Source organism: Pseudoflavonifractor sp. (assembly GCF_050943825.1).
Lineage (GTDB): Bacteria > Bacillota > Clostridia > Oscillospirales > Oscillospiraceae > Pseudoflavonifractor.
Map to the genome: position 1 here is coordinate 55,833 of NZ_JBMNPX010000005.1, position 21,164 is coordinate 76,996.

Genomic DNA, 21,164 nt, shown 5'->3' on the forward strand with positions numbered 1-21,164 from the left:
TCTCTCGCGCGCATACTCCCTTAATTCAAACTGTTCCGGCCGCGGACGCGACCGGCCCTGAAAGGAGCTCCCATATGAATATCTTCTTTGCCTCCTCCGAAGTGGCCCCCTTCATCAAGACTGGCGGACTGGCGGACGTGGCCGGCTCTCTGCCCAAGGCGCTGGCCGCCATGGGGCATGATGTTCGGGTCATCCTCCCGCTCTATGAGGGCATCGGCCAGGATTGGCGCAATCAGATGGAATTCGTGTGCAATTTCCATGTCCATCTGGCCTGGCGTACCCCCTACTGCGGCATCTTCGAGCTGAAGCGGGACGGCGTCACCTACTACTTTGTGGATAACGAGTACTACTTCAAGCGCGCCCAGATCTACGGCCACTATGACGACGGTGAGCGGTTCGCCTTCTTCTCCCGGGCCATCATCGAGACCCCCGGCCACATCGGCTTCCGGCCCGACGTGATCCACTGCAACGACTGGCAGACCGCTCTGGTGCCCATCTACCTGCTGGAGGAGCGCTATGTGGTGCCCGAGCTGAAGGATGCCAAGAGTGTGTACACCATCCACAACATCGAGTATCAGGGCCGGTACGGCAGCCAGGTGCTCAGGGACCTGCTGGGTCTGGCGCCGGGCTATCTCAACGAGCATATGCTGGAGTATCACGGGGACGTGAACCTGATGAAGGGCGCCATCTATGCCGCCGACTATGTCACCACCGTCTCCCCCTCCTACGCCCAGGAGCTCCAGTACGCCTTCTATGCCCACGGCCTGGAGGGCGTGGTGGCCGACAACCGGAACAAGATCCGCGGCATCCTCAACGGCATTGACGCCGACCTGTACAACCCCGCCACCGGCAGCGGCCTGGCCGCCGCCTTCAGTCCCGACGACCTGTCCGGCAAGAAGGCCTGCAAGGCCGCCCTCCAGCAGGCCGCCGGCCTGAATCAGGACCCCGATGTGCCCATCATTGCCTGTGTCTCCCGCCTGGTCAAGCACAAGGGCTTTGACCTGGTCACCTCCTCTATCCACGAGATTATGGGCATGAACGTACAGATGGTGGTGCTGGGCACCGGCGACTGGAACTATGAGGAGGCCTTCCGCCATGCGGCGGCCCAGTACCCCGGCCGCTTTGCCGCTCACATGATGTACTCCGCCTCCCTGTCCACCGCCATCTACGGCGGCGCCGACCTGTTCCTCATGCCCAGCGAGGCCGAACCCTGCGGCCTGTCCCAGATGATCGCCATGCGTTACGGCACCATCCCCGTGGTCCGTGAGACCGGCGGCCTGAAGGATACCGTCTGGCCCTACAACAAGTTCACCGGCCAGGGCCGCGGCTTCACCTTCGCCAATATCAGTGCCCACGACATGATGTGGGTCCTTCACGAGGCTGTGGACCTGTACCACAACAACCCCAAGGCCTGGCAGGGCCTGATGAAGGCAGGCATGACCGCTGACTTCACCTGGGATAAATCCGCTGGAGAGTATTTGGAGATTTACGGTTGGATTACGAACAAATAAACCGTGGTTTTTGGCTTAATCTCCGATTTTACGTCTGTTACATTGACACTAAATAACTCCTTGTGGTAAAATAGGGCGCTGTTACCAAGGCAGCTATTCTGTTTTCCCAGCCTATTTTATGTTTAGGAGATGCGTTCCCTTGCATAACTATACGAAAACCGAATTAACCAATCTGATTACCGGCAAGCTGCGCCGCAATTTCGGCCGTGACGTGGATGAGGCCACCGTGCCCCAGATGTTCAAGGCCTGCGCCATGGTTCTGCGCGACATCATGTCCGCCCATGAGCTGGAGACCGAGGACCGGGTGAAGGACAGCCATGCCCGTCAGGTTCACTACCTGTCCCTGGAGTTCCTCATGGGCCGCTCCCTGATGAAGAACGCCTACAATCTGGGCGTGCTGGAGCCTCTGACCCAGGCCATCGAGTCCCTGGGCTTCTCCGCTGCCGACCTGTTCGAGGCCGAGCCCGATGCCGGCCTGGGCAACGGCGGTCTGGGCCGTCTGGCCGCCTGCTACCTGGACTCCATGACCACCCTGGAGATCCCCGCCACCGGCTACTCCATCTGCTATGAGCTGGGTATCTTCAAGCAGAAGATCGTGGACGGCCAGCAGGTGGAGCTGGCGGACAACTGGCTGGGCCTGGGCGATGCCTGGCTCATCCCCAAGGTAGACGAGACCGAGACCGTCCACTTCGGCGGCAAGGTCAAGGGTTACTGGGATGAGAACGGCCGTCACCGTGTGGCCTACGAGGGCGGCACCGACGTGCTGGCCATCCCCAAGGATATGGAGATCGCCGGCTACGGCACCGACCACGTGAACGTCCTGCGCCTGTGGGACGCCAAGAGCCCCGTGCCCGTGGATATGTCCCTCTACTCCCGCGGTGAGTACCTGAAGGCGGTGGAGCAGCAGGCCATGGCCGAGGTTATCGCCAAGGTCCTCTACCCCGACGACAACCACTACGAGGGCAAGTCCCTGCGCCTGAAGCAGCAGTACTTCTTCGTCTCCGCCACCGTGCAGTCCATCGTGCGCAAGCACCGCGCCCAGTACGGCACCCTGCACAACTTCCACCAGAAGCACGTCATCCAGATCAACGACACCCACCCCACCCTGGTGATCCCCGAGCTGATGCGGATCCTGCTGGACGAGGAGGGCTACACCTGGGATGACGCCTGGTATATCGTCACCCACACCGTGGCCTACACCAACCACACCGTCATGATCGAGGCCCTGGAGCGCTGGCCCCAGGAGCTGGTCCAGACCCTGCTGCCCCGCATCTGGGAGATCATCATCGAGATCTCCAACCGCTGGCAGCAGCGCCTCACCGAGGCCTTCCACGGCGATATGGGCCGTGTGGAGCGCAACGCCATTGTCTGGGGCGGCGACGTGCGCATGGCCAACATGTGCGTGTGCGCCTGCTACGCCGTCAACGGCGTGTCCGCCCTCCACTCCGACATTCTGAAGAAGGACCTGTTCCGGGACATCTACGCCATCACTCCCGACAAGTTCCAGAACGTGACCAACGGCATTGACCACCGCCGCTGGCTGTCCCAGTGCAACCCCAAGCTGGACGCCCTCATCAAGGAGTGCACCGGCGGGGATGACTACCTGCTCCAGCCCGACGCCATGAAGAAGCTGGAGAAGTTCCAGAACGACGCCGGCGTCCTCTCCCGCCTGGGCAAGATCAAGGCGGAGAACAAGCAGGCCTTTGCATCCTATGTGGCCAAGGAGAGCGGCATTGTGCTCAACACCGACGCCATCTTCGACGTACAGGTGAAGCGCCTCCACGAGTACAAGCGCCAGCTGCTCAACGTGATGCACATCATCTACCTGTACCAGCGCCTCAAGAACGACCCCAACTTCACTTTCACCCCCCGGGTGTACCTCTTCGGCGCCAAGGCGGCTCCCGGCTACTATGTGGCCAAGGAGATTGTCCACCTCATCAACTCCCTGTCCGCCACCATCAACGCCGACCCCGTCTGCAAGGACCGGCTGCAGGTGGTGTTCCTGGAGAACTACCGGGTCAGCCTGGCCGAGCGTCTCATGCCCGCCAGCGAGCTGAGCGAGCAGATCTCCACCGCCGGCAAGGAGGCCAGCGGCACCGGCAACATGAAGTTCATGATGAACGGCGCCCTGACCATCGGCACCCTGGACGGCGCCAACGTGGAGATGCATGAGCAGCTGGGCGACGAGAACATCTTCCTCTTTGGCCTGAAGGCCGACGAGGTTGTGTCCCTCAAGCAGCGCGGCTACAAGCCCTATGAGTACTATATGGGCTCTCCCACCCTGAAGGGAATCCTGGACCAGATCACCCGCGGCTTCAACGACGGCGTGAGCTACACCGACCTGACCAACCGGCTCCTCTTCGGTCAGAACGGCAGCGCCCCCGACGACTACCTGCTGCTGGCCGACTTTGAGAGTTACAGAGCCGCCCACGAGCGGGCCGGTAAGGCCTATCTGGACCAGAAGGCCTGGAACCGCATGTCCCTCATCAACATCGCCCGGTCCGGCATCTTCGCCGCTGACCGTTCCATCCGGGACTACGCCGATAACATCTGGCATGTCTCCACCCGGGAGCTGTAATCAGTCCCCTCAGCCGCCTGCCCCTCGGAGAGGGGCAGGCGGTTTTTCGCTGTCCTGTCCTTTCCGTCCGCCCCCTCTCCGCCGCCCCGCTTGACTTTATATCGGTTCCGAATTAGAATTGAGGAGAAATTGTGAGACTAAGGAGCGAATTTCTTTGATTTATCTGGACAATGCCGCCACCACCCGGGTGTGTCCCCAGGCCGCCCAGGCCGCGCTGGAGGCTATGACGGAGCAGTACGGCAACCCCTCCTCCCGCTACCCTCTGGGCCGGGAGGCCGCCAAGCGGCTCAAGGAGCAGCGGGGCCAGGTGGCCGCCGCCCTGGGCTGCGCTGCGGAGGAGATTTTCTTCACCTCCTGCGGCACCGAGGGGGATAACTGGGCCATTCGCGGCGCCGTGGAGCTGGGTAAGCGGAAGGGAAAGCACATCATCACTACCGCCTTTGAGCACTCCGCCGTGCTGGAGCCCTGCAAGGCTCTGGAGCGGGAGGGGTACGAGGTCACCTGGCTCAAACCGGACAAGACCGGCCATATCTCCATCGAGGACCTGACCGCCGCCCTCCGGCCGGACACCGTGCTGGTGTCCATGATGCTGGTGAACAACGAGCTGGGCACCATCCAGCCTGTGGCCGAGGCCGCCCGGGCCATCAAGGCCGCCCACTCCCCCGCCCTGCTCCACACCGACGCGGTGCAGGCCTTTCTGAAAATCCCCTTCACCCCCAAGGCCCTGGGCGTGGATCTGCTCACCATCTCGGGCCACAAGGTGCGCGCCCCCAAGGGCGTGGGGGCGCTCTACATCCGCAAGGGCCTCCGGTTCCCGCCCCTGATGCTGGGCGGCGGCCAGGAGGAGGGCATGCGTCCCGGCACCGAGGCCACCGCCCAGACCGCCGCCTTTGCCGCCGCCTGTGCTGTGGGCAAGGCCGAGATGAATTCCTATACCGTTCGTATGAAAGAGCTGAAAGAATACGCTCTGGAGTCGCTTTTGGGGGCAATTCCCCAGCTGAAGCAGGTGGGTGAGAGCGACGCGCCCCACATTCTCTGCCTTACCCTGCCCGGCTACAAGAGCGAGGTGCTGGTGCGGGTGCTGGGGGACATGGGGGTGTGCGTGTCCGCCGGGTCGGCCTGCCACCGGGGCAAGCCCAGCCATGTGTTCGCCGCCATGGGCCTGCCCAAGAACGAGATGGACGGCGCCTTCCGGGTGTCCTTCTCCCCCGACAGCACCCGTGAGGACGTGGACGGCCTGCGGGAGGCCCTGCTCAAGGCCCGGGACACCCTGTTCACCACCCTGTCCTGAGACAAAATAACATTCAGAGAGGTTGTTATGCTCTCCTACATGAACCGGGGCAGGTACTTCTACCGCGACGTGGTCCGGCTGGCCCTGCCCATCATCTTTCAGAATCTGATCACCGAGTCCCTGGCCCTGGTGGACACCTTCATGGTGGGCTCCCTGCCGGGAGACGCCCCCATGGCGGCGGTGACCCTGGCCAACATCCCCATCTTTGTCATTCTCCTGCTTATCTTCGGCCTCCAGAGCGGAGCCTCCGTGCTCATCAGCCAGTTCTGGGGCAAACAGGACACCGATTCCATCAACCGGGTTATCGGCATCGGATTTTACGCCGCCGGCAGTATTACCATGATCTTTGCTCTGGTGATGTACTTCTTCCCGGTGGAATTCCTGGGTCTGTTCTCCAACAACCGGGAGGTTGTGGAGCTGGCGGCGGGGTACGGCAAAGTCGTTGGCTTCTCCTATGTGTTCAACTCCATCACCCAGGTCTATCTGGGAGCCCACCGGTCCATGGAGAACCCCAAGCTGGGTTTGTGCGTGCTGGGCGTGTCCATGGTGTCCAACACCTTCCTCAACTGGGTGTTCATCTTCGGCAACCTGGGCGCCCCCCGGCTGGGCGTGGTGGGCGCCGCCGTGGGCACCCTGCTGGCCCGCATGCTGGAGTTTGCCGTCATGGTGACCTACGCCGTCCGCAGCCGCCGCTTCCGCCTGAAGCCCGCTCTGGTGTTCCGCCCCGGCCGGGAGCTGCTGGCCCGCTACATCCGCTATTCCACCCCCGTGGTGCTCAACGAGACCCTCTGGGGCCTGGGCACCGCCCTCTATCCCACCATCATGGGCTATATGGAGGGCTCCACCGAGATTCTGGCGGCCTACGCCATCTCGGGCAACATTGAAAAGGTATGTACCGTCATTGTCTTTGCCATCGCGGGTACGGCGGCCATCATCATCGGCCGTGAGATCGGCGCGGGCCGGATGGAGACGGTGTACGACACCGGCCGCACCCTGAACACCCTGGCCTTTCTGGCCGGTCTGGTTGTCAGCGTGCTGGGCATTCTGGGCACATTGTTCTTTGTCAGCCCGGTGGTGTATCCCAACTTCGGCCTGTCCAAGGAGGCCCAGGACATTGCCACCATGATGCTGCTGGTCACCTTCACCTTCCTGTCCGTCCGCTCCTTCAACACCACCAACATCGTGGGTGTGCTCCGGGGCGGCGGAGATGTGCGAGCCGCCACCCTCAACGACCTGCTCCCTCTCTGGTGCTTTGCCCTGCCCCTGTCCGCCTTCTTCGGCCTGGTGCTGAAGCTGGATATCTTCTGGGTCTATCTGGGCATCTCCCTGGAAAACGTGCTGAAATTCTTCATCGGCCTGTGGCGGTTCCGCTCGGGTGCCTGGATTCACGACGTGACCCAGGCCAGCTACCGGAAAACCGACCCGTCATAAGCCTGCCGGGCCACCGGCGGAAAGGAGCTCTCTATGAAGGTTACGGTTCTGATGGAAAACACCTCCCCCCACTGTCTCCTCCACGAGCACGGCTTGTCCCTGCATCTGTCCTATGCGGGCCACAGCGTCCTGCTGGACGTGGGCTCCTCCGGCCGGTTCACCGAGAACGCCGCCGCCCTGGGGGTGGACCTGTCCACTGTGGAGAAGGCCGCCCTCTCCCACGGCCACTGGGACCACGCCGACGGCCTGGGCGCCTTCTTCGCCTGCAATGCCGCCGCACCGGTGTACGCCCGGCCAGCCGCCCTTCTGCCCCGGTACCGGGAGAAGGACGGCAGCTACGATGGCGTGAGCCCCGCCCTCATTGAGCAGTTTGGCAGCCGCTTCGACCTGGCCGACGGCCCCCGGATGATTCTGCCCGGCCTTCATCTCATCCCCGACGCCGTGGACCACGAGCAGTCCCTAGTGGCTGAGACGGACAAGGGCCTGGTGGTGATGAACTCCTGCTGTCACGCCGGGGCCGGATATATTGTAAAGGATATCCTCGCCCGTTTTCCCGGCCAGCAGGTGTACGCCATTGTGGGCGGGTTCCACCTGATGGGCCACGGCGGCACTGCCACCCTGGGTGTGGCCCCCGGCATTGTCCGCAATCTGGCCCACTGGCTCACCGATGAGCTGGGCGTGGAGCGGGTGTACACCGGCCACTGCACCGGCGAGCCCGCCTTCGCCCTTCTTCAGGAGGAGCTGGGCGACAGGCTGGCCTATCTCAGGACCGGCCTCGTCCTGGAATTTTAATCTTTTGCCGCGATGCGGCCGGTCTGTTCCGGCTGTGTCGCGGCATTGCTTTTTCCTGTCCGGGCCGTTTCTTAGCAATCACGCTCCCACTCTGCTTCTGTTCTCCCCGAAATTTTTCCGTTCACAAATCATTTACAACCAACCTATTGACAATGCCGGGGGATGGTGGTACATTTACGTTAGCACTCAGGAAGTATGAGTGCTAAAACATGAGAGGAGGCGGCATGATGGATTTGACTGACCGCAAGAAACGCATTCTGCGGGTCATCATTGAGAATTATATTGAATCGGCAGAGCCCATCGGCTCCAAGACCATCGCCGAGTCCTCCGGACTGGATATCTCCTCCGCCACCATCCGCAACGAGATGGCCGACCTGGAGGCCATGGGCTACCTGGAGCAGCCCCACACCTCCGCCGGACGGATTCCCTCCCCCAAGGGCTACCGGCTCTACGTCAACGAGCTCATGGGTGACTACCGCCTCTCCCTCCAGGAGACCCAGCGGATCAACCAGGCCCTGCGCCTGAAGATGCAGGAACTGGACCGGGTCATCGACCAGGCGGGACGGATTGTCTCCCAGCTGACCCAGTACCCCGCCTTCGCCCTCTCCTCCGGCATGGAGCGGGTGACTATCAAGCGGTTTGACCTGCTGATGGTGGAGCGCAGCGCCTTTATCATCGTGGTGATGACGGACACCAACGTGGTCCGCAACCGGCTGGTGCGGCTGCCCACCGACCTGAGCGAGCCCCAGCTCCAGCTGCTTAACACCCTGCTCAACACCACCTTTACCAATCTCACCCTGGAGGAGATTACCCCCGAGCTGATGCGGGTGGCCCAGCACGCCGCCGGCGACTCCTACGGACTGATCAGTCTGGTTGTCTCCTTCGCCATCGAGGTACTGGAGGAGCTGGAGCACCGGAAGGTGCACACGGCGGGCATCGCCCATCTCCTCGAGCACCCCGAATACCGCAGCCTGGAGAAGGCCCAGACCCTGATGAGCTACCTCTCCGAGGACAACGACCCCAGCCGCTTCCCCGTCCCCAAGGACAACCCCATGAGCATCCTCATCGGCCCGGAAAACGTGGCCGACGCCCTGAAGGACACCAGCGTTGTGGTGGCAAGCTACGACATCGGCGAGGGTATGCGGGGCGTCATCGGCGTGGTGGGTCCCACCCGTATGGATTATGCCAAGATTACCGCCCGCCTGTCCTACCTGGCCCAGGGCCTTTCCAAACTGTTCGGACAGGGCGAGCTTCCCCCCATTGGTGAAAACAATGACGGCAAGAAATAGGAGTGAGCACATAAGCTATGAGTAAAAAGGATCAGGAAAAGGAGCCCGTCTCCCAGCAGGAGACGACCCAGGCCCCCCAGGAGGAGGCCGTGTCCCAGGCCGGAACCGCAGAGGCCCCCGACAGCGCAGAGCTGACCGCCGCCCTGGAGTCCGCCGAAAAGGCTATGGCCGCCCTGAAGGAGAAGGAGGACCAGTTCCTCCGCCTGGCCGCCGAGTACGACAACTACCGCCGCCGCAGCCAGAAGGAAAAGGAGTCGGTGTGGAACGACGCCAAGTCGGAGACCGTGCTGGCCTTCCTTCCGGTGTACGACAACCTGGAGCGCGCCCTCAAGCAGGAGACTGCCGACGAGGCCTTCAAGAAGGGCGTGGAGATGACCATGAACCAGCTGCGTGAGGTACTCAAGAAGCTGGGCGTGGAGGAAATCCCCGCGCTGGGCGAGACCTTTGACCCCAACGTCCACAACGCGGTGATGCACGTGGAGGATGAATCCGCCGGTGAAAACACCGTTGTTGAGGTATTCCAGACCGGCTTCAAGTCCGGTGACAAGGTGGTCCGGTTTGCCATGGTAAAAGTGGCGAACTGAAAGAAGCGCTGAGCCGTCGTGAGCAGCCCGGATGGACCGGAGCGAGGGCGCGAAACCGAAGGGCCGCGCAGCGGACCTGTTTCAAGCCCGAGTCAAAGGGAAGCCGGGCGTCGCGAACAGGCGAAGCGTGACACCACCATCCCCTTTGTAAAAAATAATTTCGATATATTGGAGGAAAAGCACTATGTCTAAGATTATTGGTATCGACCTCGGTACAACCAACAGCTGTGTTGCTGTCATGGAGGGCGGCGACGCCGTTGTCATCCCCAACGCGGAAGGTAACCGCACCACCCCCTCTGTCGTCGCCTTCTCCAAGGACGGCGAGCGTATGGTGGGCCAGGTGGCCAAGCGTCAGGCCATCACCAACCCCGACCGCACCGTTATCTCCATCAAGCGTGAGATGGGTTCCGACTACAAGGTGGACATCGACGGCAAGAAGTACACCCCTCAGGAGATCAGCGCCATGATCCTTCAGAAGCTGAAGGCGGACGCTGAGGCCTATCTGGGCGAGACCGTCACCGAGGCGGTCATCACCGTCCCCGCTTACTTCACCGACTCCCAGCGCCAGGCCACCAAGGACGCCGGCCGCATTGCCGGTCTGGAGGTCAAGCGTATCATCAACGAGCCCACCGCCGCCGCTCTGGCCTACGGTGTGGACAAGGAGACCGCCCAGAAGGTCATGGTCTACGACCTGGGCGGCGGCACCTTCGATGTGTCCATCCTGGACATCGACGACGGCGTCATCGAGGTTCTGGCTACCGCCGGTAACAACCGTCTGGGCGGCGACGACTTCGATAAGTGCATCATGGACTGGATGGCCGCCGAGTTCAAGAAGACCGAGGGCGTAGACCTGACCGGCGACAAGGTCGCCATGCAGCGCCTGAAGGAGGCCGCCGAGAAGGCCAAGATTGAGCTGTCCGGCGTCACCTCCACCGCCATCAACCTGCCCTATATCACCGCCGACGCCACCGGCCCCAAGCACCTGGATCTGACCCTGACCCGTGCCAAGTTCGACCAGCTGACCGCTCACCTGGTGGAGGCCACTGCCGGCCCCGTCCGTCAGGCCATGAGCGACGCCGGCCTCACCGGCAACGATATCTCCAAGGTCCTGATGGTGGGCGGCTCCAGCCGTATCCCCGCCGTGCAGGACATGGTGAAGAAGCTCACCGGCAAGGACGGCTTCAAGGGTATCAACCCCGACGAGTGCGTGGCCATGGGCGCTGCCATCCAGGGCGGCGTTCTGGTGGGCGACGTGAAGGGCCTGCTGCTGCTGGACGTCACCCCCCTGTCCCTGGGCATTGAGACCATGGGCGGCGTGATGACCAAGCTCATCGAGCGCAACACCACCATCCCCGCCAAGAAGAGCCAGATCTTCACCACCGCCGCCGACAACCAGACCTCCGTTGAGGTCCACGTGCTCCAGGGCGAGCGTGAGATGGCTCAGTACAACAAGACTCTGGGCCGCTTCAACCTGGACGGCATCGCTCCCGCCCGCCGCGGCGTGCCTCAGATCGAGGTCACCTTCGACATCGATGCCAACGGCATCGTGAACGTGTCCGCCAAGGACCTGGGCACCGGCAAGGAGCAGCACATCACCATCACCTCCTCCACCAACATGTCCAAGGAGGACATCGACAAGGCTGTCCGCGAGGCCGAGCAGTTCGCCGCCGAGGACGCCAAGCGCAAGGAAGAGGTTGACGTGCGCAACCAGGGCGACCAGATGGTGTACCAGACTGAGAAGGTCATGGAGGACCTGAAGGATAAGCTGTCCACCGAGGACAAGAACACCCTGGACGCCGCCCTGAACAAGCTGAAGGACGCTCTGAAGGGCACCGACACCCAGGCCATCAAGACCGCTACCGAGGAGCTGGGCAAGGCCTTCTATCCCATCAGCGAGAAGCTGTACAGCCAGGCTGGCGGCCAGCAGGCCGGCCCCGACATGGGCGGCGCGGGCTTCGGCGGCGCTCAGGCCGGTCAGAGCGACAACAGCGACCCCAACGTGGTGGACGCTGACTACAAGGTTGTCGACGATGATCAGCAGTAATCAATAACCATGGGAAATGAGGCGGGGGCTTGTCCCCCGCCGTTTCCCGCGTAAAGAGGTGAACTCCCATGCCAGAGCAGAAACGGGATTATTATGAGGTCCTGGGCGTGTCCAAGGGCGCGTCGGACGACGAGATCAAAAAGGCCTACCGCAAGATGGCCAAGCAGTACCACCCGGACCTGAACCCCGGCGACAAGACCGCCGAGGCCAAATTCAAAGAGGTCAACGAGGCCTACGAGGTGCTGTCTGACAAGGAGAAGCGCTCCAGGTATGACCAGTTCGGCCATGCCGGCGTGGACCCCAACTTCGGTGCGGGAGCCGGCGACCCCTTCGGCGGCTTCTCCGGCGCCGACTTCGGGGACATCGACCTGGGCGACATCTTTGGCTCCTTCTTTGGCGGCGGATTCGGCGGCGGCTCCAGCAGCCGGCGCAACGGCCCCATGAAGGGCGACACCCTGCGTGCAGGCGTCACCATCACCTTTGAGGAGGCCGCCTTCGGCTGTGAGAAGGAGATCATCCTCAACCGGGAGGAGACCTGCGAGACCTGCCACGGCTCCGGCTGTGAGCCGGGCACCACCGCTGAGATCTGCCCCAACTGCCGGGGCACCGGCACCGTCCGCATCCAGCGGGGCGGCGGCGCCTTTACCTTCGCCACCAGCGCCCCCTGCTCCAAGTGCGGCGGTACGGGCAAGATCATCCACCAGCCCTGCAAGACCTGCAATGGCTCCGGCTCGGTGCGCAAGCAGCGGAAGATTACGGTCAAGATTCCCGCCGGCATCGACAACGGTCAGGCCGTGTCCCTGCGTGGCCAGGGCGGCGCGGGCCGCAACGGCGGACCTGCCGGCGACCTGATCATCAGCGTCACCGTCCGGCCCCACGCCTTCTTCAAGCGGGACGGCACGTCGGTCTACCTGGAGCAGCCGGTGTCCTTCCTCCAGGCCACCCTGGGCGCGGAGCTGGAGATCCCCACCATCGACGGCAAGGTGAAGTGGACCCTGCCCGAGGGCACCCAGCCGGGCACCACCTTCCGCCTGCGGGGCAAGGGTATCCCCTCCATCAACGGCAGAGGCCGGGGCGATCAGTTCGTCACGGTCCAGGTTCAGGTTCCCAAGAATCTGACCCGGGAGCAGAAGGAGGCGCTGCACGCCTATGGCCAAGCCATGGGCGAGATTCCAGCGGACCATGAGGACGGCCTGAAGGGCTTCTTTGACAAGAAGCGGAAAAAGAAATAAAATAGAGGACGGACTTTGGTCCGTCCTCTATTTTTTTACCCAAATATATGGTAGAATACCCCTGTATGTCCCACGGCGGGAAGGTGCTTCCCCCGCCCATTCTGTCTCCGGAGGTCTGCCGCGATGAACCTCACGTACTATATCACCCCCACGCTGGTGTTCCCCATCGTGGTGCTGGCGGCCATGTTCTGCCTGCTGAGCTACTACCGCCACGCCATGTCCCCCAGAGCGGGTACCCTGGAGTGGGTGACCATGGCCAGCGCCGCCCCCCGCCCCATGTCCTTTCCCCGCCGCCGGTTCCCCATGCGGCGGAAGGACGCTCTGCCTCTCCTGCTGCTGACGGCGGTATACGCCTTCACCGCCTTCTGGAACCTGGGCTCCTTCACCAACCCCCAGTCCTTCTACCAGCTCTCCCAGGGACAGACCGTCACCTTTACCCTGGCCGAGCCCACGGCCATCTCCCGGGTGATGTACTACACCGGCCTCAACACCGGCAGCTACACCCTGGAGGCCAGCCCCGACGGTGAGATCTGGTACACCCTTATGGCCTATGAGGACGAGGAGAACAACGTCTCCGGCCTCATCTGGAAGGAGAACAAGAGCGGATCCACCCTGCCCGCTGGTCTGGACAGCGGCAACACCTCCGCCGCCCTCCACCAGAAATACTCCGATCTGTTCAAGTGGATTGACAACTCCGTGCTGCGCACCGGCGAGGGCCCTGATCCCCTGTCCCTGGAGGTGCGGATGTTCCGGCTCACCGGCAACCCCGACGCCGGGGACGATTGGGTAGAGCTGGGTGAACTGGCCCTGTACGACGCCGACGGCGAGCTCATCACCCTGCGCGACATCTCCTATACCGGCGAGGGCGCCTCCCCCCTGTTTGACGAGGGTGACACCGTGCCCGCCATGCCCACCTGGTACAACTCCTCCTACTTTGACGAGATCTACCACCCCCGCACTGCCTATGAGCACATCCGTGGCATCTATCCCTATGAGATCTCCCACCCGCCTCTGGGCAAGCTGATCATGAGCCTGGGCATCCAGCTCTTCGGCCTGACTCCCTTCGGCTGGCGGTTTATGGGCACCCTCTTCGGTGTGCTCATGGTGCCGCTGCTCTATGTGTTCCTGAAAAATCTCTTCGGCAAGACGGTTGTGGCCTTCTGCGGCACCGCCCTCTTTGCCTTTGACTTCATGCATCTGACCCAGACCCGCATCGCCACCATCGACACCTACGGTGTGTTCTTTATCCTGGCCATGTACTACTTCATGTACCGGTACCTGACCCTGCCCGCCGGTACTCCCTTCCGCAAGGGCGCCCTGCCCCTGTTCCTGTCCGGCCTCATGTGGGGCATCGGCGCGGCCAGCAAGTGGACGGTGATCTACGGCGCGGTGGGTCTGGCCCTGCTCTACTTCATCGGGCTGTACTTCAAGTGGCGTGACTGGCCTCAGTCGGAGGACGCCCCCCGGTTCGCCCCCTGGCTGGTCAAGACCCTGCTCTTCTCCGTGCTGTGCTTTGTGCTCATCCCGGCGGTCATCTACACCGCCTCCTACCTGCCCTACGCCGCCGCCAAGGGTGACACCAGCCTGGAAAACCTCATCAAGGTCATGTGGGACAACCAGGTCTACATGCTCACCTACCACGAGGGCGTCCACACACCCCACCCCTACTCCTCCCGCTGGTACCAGTGGATTGTGGACGGCCGGCCCATCCTCTACTATCTGGACAACCAGAGCGGTGCGGCCCAGGGGCTCAAGTGTGCCTTCGGCGCCTTCTCCAACCCCATCGTGTGCTGGGGCGGCCTGCTGGCCATGATCGCCTGCGCCGCCCAGTCCTTCCGCCGGTTCCGGTCCAAGATGCTCTTCTTCCTTCTGTCCGGTCTGGTGGCCGCCGGTGCGGTCATCGGCGTGGACGGGGTTCTCAGCGCCGAGCTGGACAATATGGTCCGGCTGCGCAACCTGTGCCTGCTGGCAGGCGGCGTGCTCATCTACTGGATTCTGGGCTATCTGGCCAGCAAGTCCTTCCCCCGCTACTCCTCCAAGGCCATGTTCATCCTCATCGGCTACCTGTCCCAGCTGGTGCCCTGGATGTTCATCGGCCGCATCACCTTCGCCTACCACTACTTCCCCTCCATCCTCTTCCTGGTGCTGGCCCTGGCCTATGTGTTCAATGACCTGGTGGGCCGCAGAGCGCCCGGCTGGCGGGTGGCGGTCTACGGCACCACCGGCGGCGCCGTGGCCCTGTACGCTGCCTCCTACCCCGTTCTGGTGGGCATCATGGTGCCCACCTGGTACACCACCAACTTCCTGCGCTGGATTCCCGGCGCGTGGCCCTTCTGAGGAGGTGCGCTGTGTTCCTCTCCGACTACCACTCCCACAGTCTGGTGTCCTTTGACGGGAAATTTCCCATGTCCGACATGGCTCAGGCGGCCGTGAATGCGGGGCTCAATGAGCTGTGTATCACCGACCACTGCGACTTTCTGGACGAAAACGGCGTCCCCGTCCGCACCTATGACTGGGCCAAGGCCCTGGACCAGTTCGAGGCGGCGGTGCCCTTCCACAACCGGGAGGGCTTCTCCCTCCGGCTGGGCCTGGAATTCGGCATGCCCTATCTGGACCCCGCCGCAGCGGAGCGCATCTGTTCTCAGCCCCTGCTGGACTTTGTTCTGGGCTCGGTCCACAACCAGTCCCCGGAGCTGGGCGGCATCGACTTCTACTTCGCCGACTACTCCACCACAGCCGCCTGCCGGGAGGCTCTGGACGACTATTTCGCCTCCCTGGCTCTGCTGGCGGAGACAGATTTCTATGACGTGCTGGCCCACATCATCTACCCCCTGCGGTACATGAAGCCAGCCGACGGCCCCGTCACCCTGGCTGGCTATGAGGAACGGCTGGAGGCTCTGCTCCGCACGGTCATCGGGCGCGGCAAGGGCATGGAGGTCAATACCTGGTGCGGCCGGACGCTGGCCGACTGGCTGCCTCTCCTGAAGCTGTACCGGAGTTTGGGCGGCGAGATTGTCACCGTGGGCTCCGACGCCCACGCCCCCTGCAACGTGGGCAAGGGGGTCCCCCAGGCCTTTGACCTGCTGCGGGAGGCCGGGTTCCGCTATGTGACCGTATTCCGGCGGAGAAAGCCGGAATTTGTCCCGATTATTTAAAAAATGGAGGTACCTGTTATGACAATTGCACTTGGTTCCGATCACGGCGGCTTTGCCCTCAAGCAGCACATCAAGACTTACCTGGACAGTAAGGGCATTGCCTGGAAGGACTTCGGCTGCGACAGCACCGAGAGCTGCGACTATCCTGACTTCGGCGCCGCCGCCGCCAAGGCTGTGGCATCCGGCGAGTGCGAGAAGGGTATTGTGGTGTGCACCACCGGCATCGGCATCTCCATCACCGCCAACAAGGTGAAGGGCATCCGCTGCTCCCTGTGCCGGGACCTGCTCTCCGCTCAGCTCACCCGCAAGCACAACAACGCCAACATGCTGGCCCTGGCCGGCGGCTTTACCGGCCCCTTTGAGGCCGAGCACATTGTGGATGCCTTCCTGGAGACCGAGTTTGAGGGCGGCCGCCACGAGCGCCGCGTGAACAAGATCATGGCCCTGGAGGACTAATTTCCCGCTTACAAGCAAAACGGACCGGCATTGCCAAGCAATGCCGGTCCGTTTTATTCTCTTAACAGCTTATCAGCCGCACTTGGAGTATCCGCAGTTGCGGCAGGTGACGCAGCCGCCCTCATGCTCCAGCTTGCTGCCGCACTCGGGGCAGTACTTGGCCAGCTTGGCCTCGGCGGGGGTCATGTTGGGGTTCACCTGGACCTTGGCCTGGGGCGTGGGCACCTTGGCGGGCGCGGAGACCGTGGGCTGGGGCTTGCCGCCGTCATGGGTGGCCTTGATGACCTTCTCGATGGACTTGGCGATGGCATCGGGGCAGGAGGTGACAGGCACACCGGGCTGACGCAGGCAGGAGGGGCAGCGGATGCCCTTGAGCTGCTGGATGATCTCCTTGGGGTCCATGCCGGAGCGGATGCCCACGCTCACCAGACGGGCAGTGGCCTCGCTCTGGCTGGGGCAGCCGCCAGCCCGGCCGGTGTTGGTGAACACCTCGCAGATGCCGGTCTCGTCGTAGTTGACGGTGATATACAGGTTGCCGCAGCCGATCTTCACCTTCTCAGTGAAGCCGCTGGTGACGGCGGGACGGGGACGGGGCAGGATGGTGCCGTAGGCGCTGGTCTTCATGACGCAGGCGGCGCCGTCGCAGCTGGCCTCCAGCACGGCGTCCACCATGGGATCGCCGGTGGTGTCCTTCTTCTCGGCCTTGTCCTTGCCGTCGTTGACCTTGCCGATGTTGAGCACCTGCTCGTCACGGCTGCCGTCGCGGTAGATGGTGGTGCCCTTGCAGCCCAGCTTGTAGGCCAGGGTATACACCTCGGCCACCTCTTCCTTGGTGGCGGAGTTGGGGAAGTTAACCGTCTTGCTGACGGCGTTGTCGGTGTAGGCCTGGAAGGCTGCCTGCATCTTCACGTGCCAGATGGGGGACACGTCGTGGGCACAGACGAACACCCGCTTGATGTCCTCGGGGATACCGTCCACATGGGCCAGGCTGCCCTGCTCCACGATCTGGCGCATCAGCTCCTCGGAGTAGAGGCCACGGGAGACCAGCACGTTCTTGAGGATCTGGTTGGTCTCGATGAGGTGGGTGTTGTCCATCACGTTGCGGATGTAGGCGTAGGCAAACACGGGCTCCACGCCGGAGGACACACCGGCGATGATGGACAGGGTGCCGGTGGGAGCAATGGTGGTGACGGTGGCGTTGCGGATGGGCTTGCCATTGCGGTAGGTGCTCTCATCGAAGAGGGGGAAAGCGCCCCGGACCTGGGCCAGAGCCTGGCTCTCCTCGTGGCCGATGGTGTTGACCAGCTCCATGACCTCCCGGGCCATGGCCACGCCCTGGTCGCTGTTGTAGGGGATGCCCATATAAAGCAGCATATCCGCAAAGCCCATGACGCCCAGGCCGATCTTCCGGGTGGAGCGGGTCATGGCGTCAATCTCGGGCAGTGGGTACTTGTTGACCTCGATGACGTTGTCCAGGAAGTGGACGGCGGTGCGGATGGTGGCGGTGAGCTTGTCCTTGTCCAGCACCCAGCGGCCGTCCTCCTCCATCAGGTGGGTCACCAGGTTGATGGAGCCCAGGTTGCAGGCCTCATAGGGCAGGAGGGGCTGCTCGCCGCAGGGGTTGGTGGACTCGATCTCGCCCTGCTGGGGGCAGGGGTTGTCCCGGTTAAGCCGGTCCAGGAAGATGATGCCGGGCTCGCCGGTCTGCCAGGCGGAGGAGACGATTTTCTCAAAGACCTCCCGGGCGTTGAGGGCGCCGGTAACCTTGTGGGTGGCGGGGTCCACCAGCTCGTAGCTGCCGCCGTTCTCCACGGCCTGCATGAACTTCTCGGTGATGCCCACGGAGATGTTGAAGTTGGTGATCTCCTTGGTGTCGTTCTTGCAGGTGATGAAGTCCAGGATATCGGGGTGGTCCACCCGGAGGATGCCCATGTTGGCGCCCCGGCGGGTGCCGCCCTGCTTCACCGCCTCGGTGGCGGCGTTGAACACCTTCATGAAGGAGATGGGGCCGCTGGCCACGCCGCCGGTGGAGTTGACGGTGGAGCCACGGGGACGCAGGCGGGAGAAGGAGAAGCCGGTGCCGCCGCCGGACTTGTGGATGAGGGCGGCGTTCTTGATGGCGTCAAAAATCTCCTCCATGGAGTCCCCTACGGGCAGGACAAAGCAGGCGGACAGCTGGCCCAGAGGGCGGCCGGCGTTCATCAGGGTGGGGGAGTTGGGCAGGAAATCCAGCCCGGTCATCATGTCGTAGAAGCTCTGGGCGGTGGCAGCCACGTCGGCCTTGGGGTCAAAGGCGGCGTCCGCCGCCGCGATGGCGTTTGCCACCCGGTGGAACAGGTCGTCCACAGTCTCGGTGGGCTCACCCTTCTCGTCGCGGATCAGATATCGCTTCTCCAGCACGGCTCTTGCGTTCTCGGAAATCGCCATGTCGTTCTTCCTCTCTTCTCGGTAAGTTTATGGGCCGTGGGGCTGGGCCGCCCGCTCAGGCCAAAGCAAGACCCGCCCTCACAGTGAGGCGGGTCGGATTTGTCACGCAATATATTGTATCATGATGACAGCTTCTGTCAACATGTTGTTCTTCCTATTCCGTGTAGAATTTTAGCCCTCATTCTTGTTGAAAAAAAGCGATTGACAGCCCCGCAGACGGACACACGGGGAATTTCGCCTTGACAGTATTGCCTCCCTGTCATACAATTTAGGGTACCCATTGTCCCCATTTTCCCCATCCAGGGGGCAAAATCCGTCTTCACCAGGAGGGATGCAGTCATGCTTCATCTGGGATGCTCAGGCCGTTTTCCCTCCGGGGAGCGAATGTGAAGGGCCTCCCACCGGAGCCGGGCGGCTCCCATCTACAAAAGCGGAAGGAGACTTCACCGTGATAGAAATTCAGCATTTACAAAAGACCTTTCCCACGCCGGACGGCGTGTTCACCGCCCTGGAGGATGTGAGCCTCACCATCGGGGACGGCGATATCTTCGGCATTGTGGGCATGAGCGGCGCGGGTAAATCCACTCTGGTGCGCTGCATCAACCTGCTGGAGCGGCCCACCTCCGGCAATGTGATCATCGACGGAGAGGACATGACCGCCCTCTCCCCCAAGGCCCTGCGTGAAAAGCGGCGCTCCATCAGCATGATCTTCCAGCAGTTCAACCTGCTCATGCAGCGCACCTGCCTGGACAATATCTGCTTCCCCATGGAGATCGCCGGGGTGCCCAAGGCCAAGGCCCGGCTCAAGGCCAGAGAGCTGCTGGAGACCGTGGGTCTGCCCGACAAGGCCGACTCCTACCCCGCCCAGCTCTCCGGCGGCCAGAAGCAGCGCATCGCCATCGCCCGTGCCCTGGCCAGCAACCCCAAGGTGCTCCTGTGCGACGAGGCCACCTCCGCCCTGGACCCCACCACTACCCGCTCCATCCTGCGGCTGATTCAGGACATCAACAAGCGGCTGGGCATTACGGTCATCGTCATCACCCACGAGATGGCGGTGGTGGAGGAGATCTGCTCCCATGTGGCGGTGCTGGAGCACGGCCACGTGATGGAGACCGGTACAGTGGAGGAGGTCTTCTCCAACCCCAAGAGCGAGGCCGGCCGGCGGCTGGTGTTCCCCGACGGGGTGGCCCTGGAGCAGTTCCCCGTGGCCAAGGTGGTGCGGGTGGTGTTCAACGGCGGCTCCTCCTACGAGCCCCTCATCTCCTCCCTGGCCATCGACTGCGGCGTGAAGGTAAACATCCTGGGCGCCGACACCCGGAACATCGACGGCAAGGCCTTCGGCTCCATGCTGCTGGGCCTGCCCCAGGACAGCGCCGAGGCAGCCAAGGCCATGAACTATCTGAAAAGCCAGCGTGACGTCACCGTAGAGGAGGTGCAGGACTACCATGGATGAATTTATCGCAGATCTGCAGGCAGCCCTCTCCAGCCCCGCCATGTGGGAGGAGTTCCGGGCCGGTACCTGGGAGACCCTATACTCCACCGTCATCTCCACCTTTTTCGCCTGCGTCCTGGGAATGATCCTGGGCGTACTGCTGGTGGTGGGTGAGAAGGATGGCATCCGCCCCCTGCCCTCTCCTGTGATGCGGGTGCTCAATTTTGTCATCAATATTCTCCGCTCCGTGCCCTTCCTTATCCTGATGCTGATGGTGCTCCCCCTGAGCAAGGTGCTGCTGGGTACCCGCATCGGCACCCTGGCCTCCATCCCGCCCCTCATCATCGCCGCTGCCCCCTTTGTGGCCCGGCTGGTGGAGACCTCCCTGCACGAGGTGGACAAGGGCGTCATTGAGGCGGCCCAGTCCATGGGCTGCTCCCCCTTCCAGATTATCTGGAAGGTCATTCTGCCCGAGAGCAAGCCCTCCCTCATCTCCGGCGCCACCACCGCCTTTATCACCATCCTCAGCTACGGCGCTATGGCGGGTGCCATCGGCGGCGGTGGCCTGGGCAAGATCGCCATCAACTACGGTTACAACAAGTACAACCCGGCCGTCATGCTCATCGCGGTCATCTTCATCGTCATTCTGGTGCAGATCTTCCAGTCCCTGGGCACCTGGCTGGCGGTCCGCAGCGACAAGCGGCTCACCCGCACCCGCCGCAGAAAGAAGCTCAAGAGCAAGTAACCCATACTGTGCCTTCCGGCAGGCCGCTCTCACAGGGCGGCCTGCCTTGTTTTGTTTTTCACAAACTTTGGACATTTTTTGTCTGAATCCACGTTTTTTCTCTCCTTCCTCTGGCTTGCCAAAACTTTTTCATCGTTCTTTTGTTTAAAATGTACAATTGACTTTCCCGTTGGCGGGGTATACACTAGTCCCAAGTT

At 62.6% G+C, this 21,164-nt stretch carries 15 protein-coding genes; 14 read left to right on the top strand and 1 reads right to left on the bottom strand.

Going from position 1 to position 21,164, the window contains the following annotated elements; genetic code table 11:
* The first annotated feature begins 74 nt into the window (after positions 1–74).
* The 12 genes from glgA to rpiB all read left to right on the top strand — a co-directional run bounded on the left by glgA (position 75) and on the right by rpiB (position 16,363).
* On the top strand, positions 75–1,511 hold the full coding sequence (glgA, locus tag ACOX7T_RS06695) for a glycogen synthase GlgA (protein ID WP_433441110.1): 1,437 nt from the start codon (positions 75–77) through the stop codon (positions 1,509–1,511).
* A gap of 118 nt (positions 1,512–1,629) precedes the next feature.
* Positions 1,630–4,089 (top strand): glycogen/starch/alpha-glucan phosphorylase, encoded by a 2,460-nt coding sequence (locus ACOX7T_RS06700; protein ID WP_433441112.1) that lies wholly within the window; start codon positions 1,630–1,632, stop codon positions 4,087–4,089.
* A 154-nt stretch (positions 4,090–4,243) separates the two neighbouring features.
* A complete protein-coding gene (locus ACOX7T_RS06705) occupies positions 4,244–5,380 on the top strand; it encodes a cysteine desulfurase family protein (RefSeq protein WP_433441114.1) in 1,137 nt (378 codons plus the stop codon).
* 27 nt (positions 5,381–5,407) lie between these two features.
* Complete coding sequence (locus ACOX7T_RS06710) at positions 5,408–6,811, top strand: MATE family efflux transporter (RefSeq protein ID WP_433441116.1); 1,404 nt, start codon at positions 5,408–5,410, stop codon at positions 6,809–6,811.
* 33 nt (positions 6,812–6,844) lie between these two features.
* Positions 6,845–7,603, top strand: coding sequence for an MBL fold metallo-hydrolase (locus tag ACOX7T_RS06715; protein WP_433441118.1), 759 nt, complete (start codon positions 6,845–6,847; stop codon positions 7,601–7,603).
* 224 nt (positions 7,604–7,827) lie between these two features.
* Entirely contained in the window at positions 7,828–8,892 is a 1,065-nt protein-coding gene (hrcA, locus tag ACOX7T_RS06720) for a heat-inducible transcriptional repressor HrcA (protein ID WP_433441120.1), read from the top strand.
* A 17-nt stretch (positions 8,893–8,909) separates the two neighbouring features.
* Positions 8,910–9,476 carry a nucleotide exchange factor GrpE gene (grpE, locus tag ACOX7T_RS06725; protein ID WP_433441122.1) on the top strand — a complete coding sequence of 189 codons (567 nt, stop codon included), beginning with the start codon at positions 8,910–8,912 and terminating at the stop codon, positions 9,474–9,476.
* 184 nt (positions 9,477–9,660) lie between these two features.
* Positions 9,661–11,520, top strand: a complete 1,860-nt coding sequence (gene dnaK, locus ACOX7T_RS06730) for a molecular chaperone DnaK (RefSeq protein WP_433441124.1) — start codon at positions 9,661–9,663, stop codon at positions 11,518–11,520.
* Positions 11,521–11,588: 68 nt separating this feature from the next.
* Positions 11,589–12,752 (top strand): molecular chaperone DnaJ, encoded by a 1,164-nt coding sequence (gene dnaJ, locus ACOX7T_RS06735; RefSeq protein ID WP_433441126.1) that lies wholly within the window; start codon positions 11,589–11,591, stop codon positions 12,750–12,752.
* Between the two features lie 123 nt (positions 12,753–12,875).
* Positions 12,876–15,089, top strand: coding sequence for a phospholipid carrier-dependent glycosyltransferase (locus ACOX7T_RS06740; RefSeq protein ID WP_433441128.1), 2,214 nt, complete (start codon positions 12,876–12,878; stop codon positions 15,087–15,089).
* Between the two features lie 11 nt (positions 15,090–15,100).
* Positions 15,101–15,907 carry a PHP domain-containing protein gene (locus ACOX7T_RS06745; RefSeq protein WP_433441130.1) on the top strand — a complete coding sequence of 269 codons (807 nt, stop codon included), beginning with the start codon at positions 15,101–15,103 and terminating at the stop codon, positions 15,905–15,907.
* Between the two features lie 18 nt (positions 15,908–15,925).
* Entirely contained in the window at positions 15,926–16,363 is a 438-nt protein-coding gene (gene rpiB / locus ACOX7T_RS06750; RefSeq protein WP_433441132.1) for a ribose 5-phosphate isomerase B, read from the top strand.
* 72 nt (positions 16,364–16,435) lie between these two features.
* Here rpiB and ACOX7T_RS06755 read toward each other — a convergent pair whose 3' ends face one another.
* The gene (locus ACOX7T_RS06755) at positions 16,436–18,790 is read right to left on the bottom strand and encodes a vitamin B12-dependent ribonucleotide reductase (protein ID WP_433441134.1); all 2,355 of its coding nucleotides are present in this window, start codon (positions 18,788–18,790) and stop codon (positions 16,436–16,438) included.
* Between the two features lie 448 nt (positions 18,791–19,238).
* On the opposite strand from ACOX7T_RS06755, the gene ACOX7T_RS06760 reads away from it, so the two are divergent.
* Together ACOX7T_RS06760 and ACOX7T_RS06765 are read left to right on the top strand one after the other, a co-directional pair.
* Positions 19,239–20,243, top strand: a complete 1,005-nt coding sequence (locus tag ACOX7T_RS06760) for a methionine ABC transporter ATP-binding protein (protein WP_433441136.1) — start codon at positions 19,239–19,241, stop codon at positions 20,241–20,243.
* Positions 20,236–20,967, top strand: coding sequence for a methionine ABC transporter permease (locus ACOX7T_RS06765; RefSeq protein WP_433441138.1), 732 nt, complete (start codon positions 20,236–20,238; stop codon positions 20,965–20,967). Before ACOX7T_RS06760 ends, ACOX7T_RS06765 begins: the two co-directional genes overlap by 8 nt.
* Positions 20,968–21,164: the final 197 nt, after the last annotated feature.

Excerpts from the sequence above, each read along its gene's own strand:
- glgA (WP_433441110.1), top strand. The coding sequence starts at position 75 with ATGAATATCTTCTTTGCCTCCTCCGAAGTGGCCCCCTTCATCAAGACT.
- ACOX7T_RS06700 (WP_433441112.1), top strand. The coding sequence starts at position 1,630 with ATGTTTAGGAGATGCGTTCCCTTGCATAACTATACGAAAACCGAATTA.
- ACOX7T_RS06710 (WP_433441116.1), top strand. The coding sequence starts at position 5,408 with ATGCTCTCCTACATGAACCGGGGCAGGTACTTCTACCGCGACGTGGTC.
- ACOX7T_RS06715 (WP_433441118.1), top strand. The coding sequence starts at position 6,845 with ATGAAGGTTACGGTTCTGATGGAAAACACCTCCCCCCACTGTCTCCTC.
- hrcA (WP_433441120.1), top strand. The coding sequence starts at position 7,828 with ATGATGGATTTGACTGACCGCAAGAAACGCATTCTGCGGGTCATCATT.
- grpE (WP_433441122.1), top strand. The coding sequence starts at position 8,910 with ATGAGTAAAAAGGATCAGGAAAAGGAGCCCGTCTCCCAGCAGGAGACG.
- dnaK (WP_433441124.1), top strand. The coding sequence starts at position 9,661 with ATGTCTAAGATTATTGGTATCGACCTCGGTACAACCAACAGCTGTGTT.
- dnaJ (WP_433441126.1), top strand. The coding sequence starts at position 11,589 with ATGCCAGAGCAGAAACGGGATTATTATGAGGTCCTGGGCGTGTCCAAG.
- ACOX7T_RS06740 (WP_433441128.1), top strand. The coding sequence starts at position 12,876 with ATGAACCTCACGTACTATATCACCCCCACGCTGGTGTTCCCCATCGTG.
- rpiB (WP_433441132.1), top strand. The coding sequence starts at position 15,926 with ATGACAATTGCACTTGGTTCCGATCACGGCGGCTTTGCCCTCAAGCAG.
- ACOX7T_RS06755 (WP_433441134.1), bottom strand. The coding sequence starts at position 18,790 with ATGGCGATTTCCGAGAACGCAAGAGCCGTGCTGGAGAAGCGATATCTG.
- ACOX7T_RS06765 (WP_433441138.1), top strand. The coding sequence starts at position 20,236 with ATGGATGAATTTATCGCAGATCTGCAGGCAGCCCTCTCCAGCCCCGCC.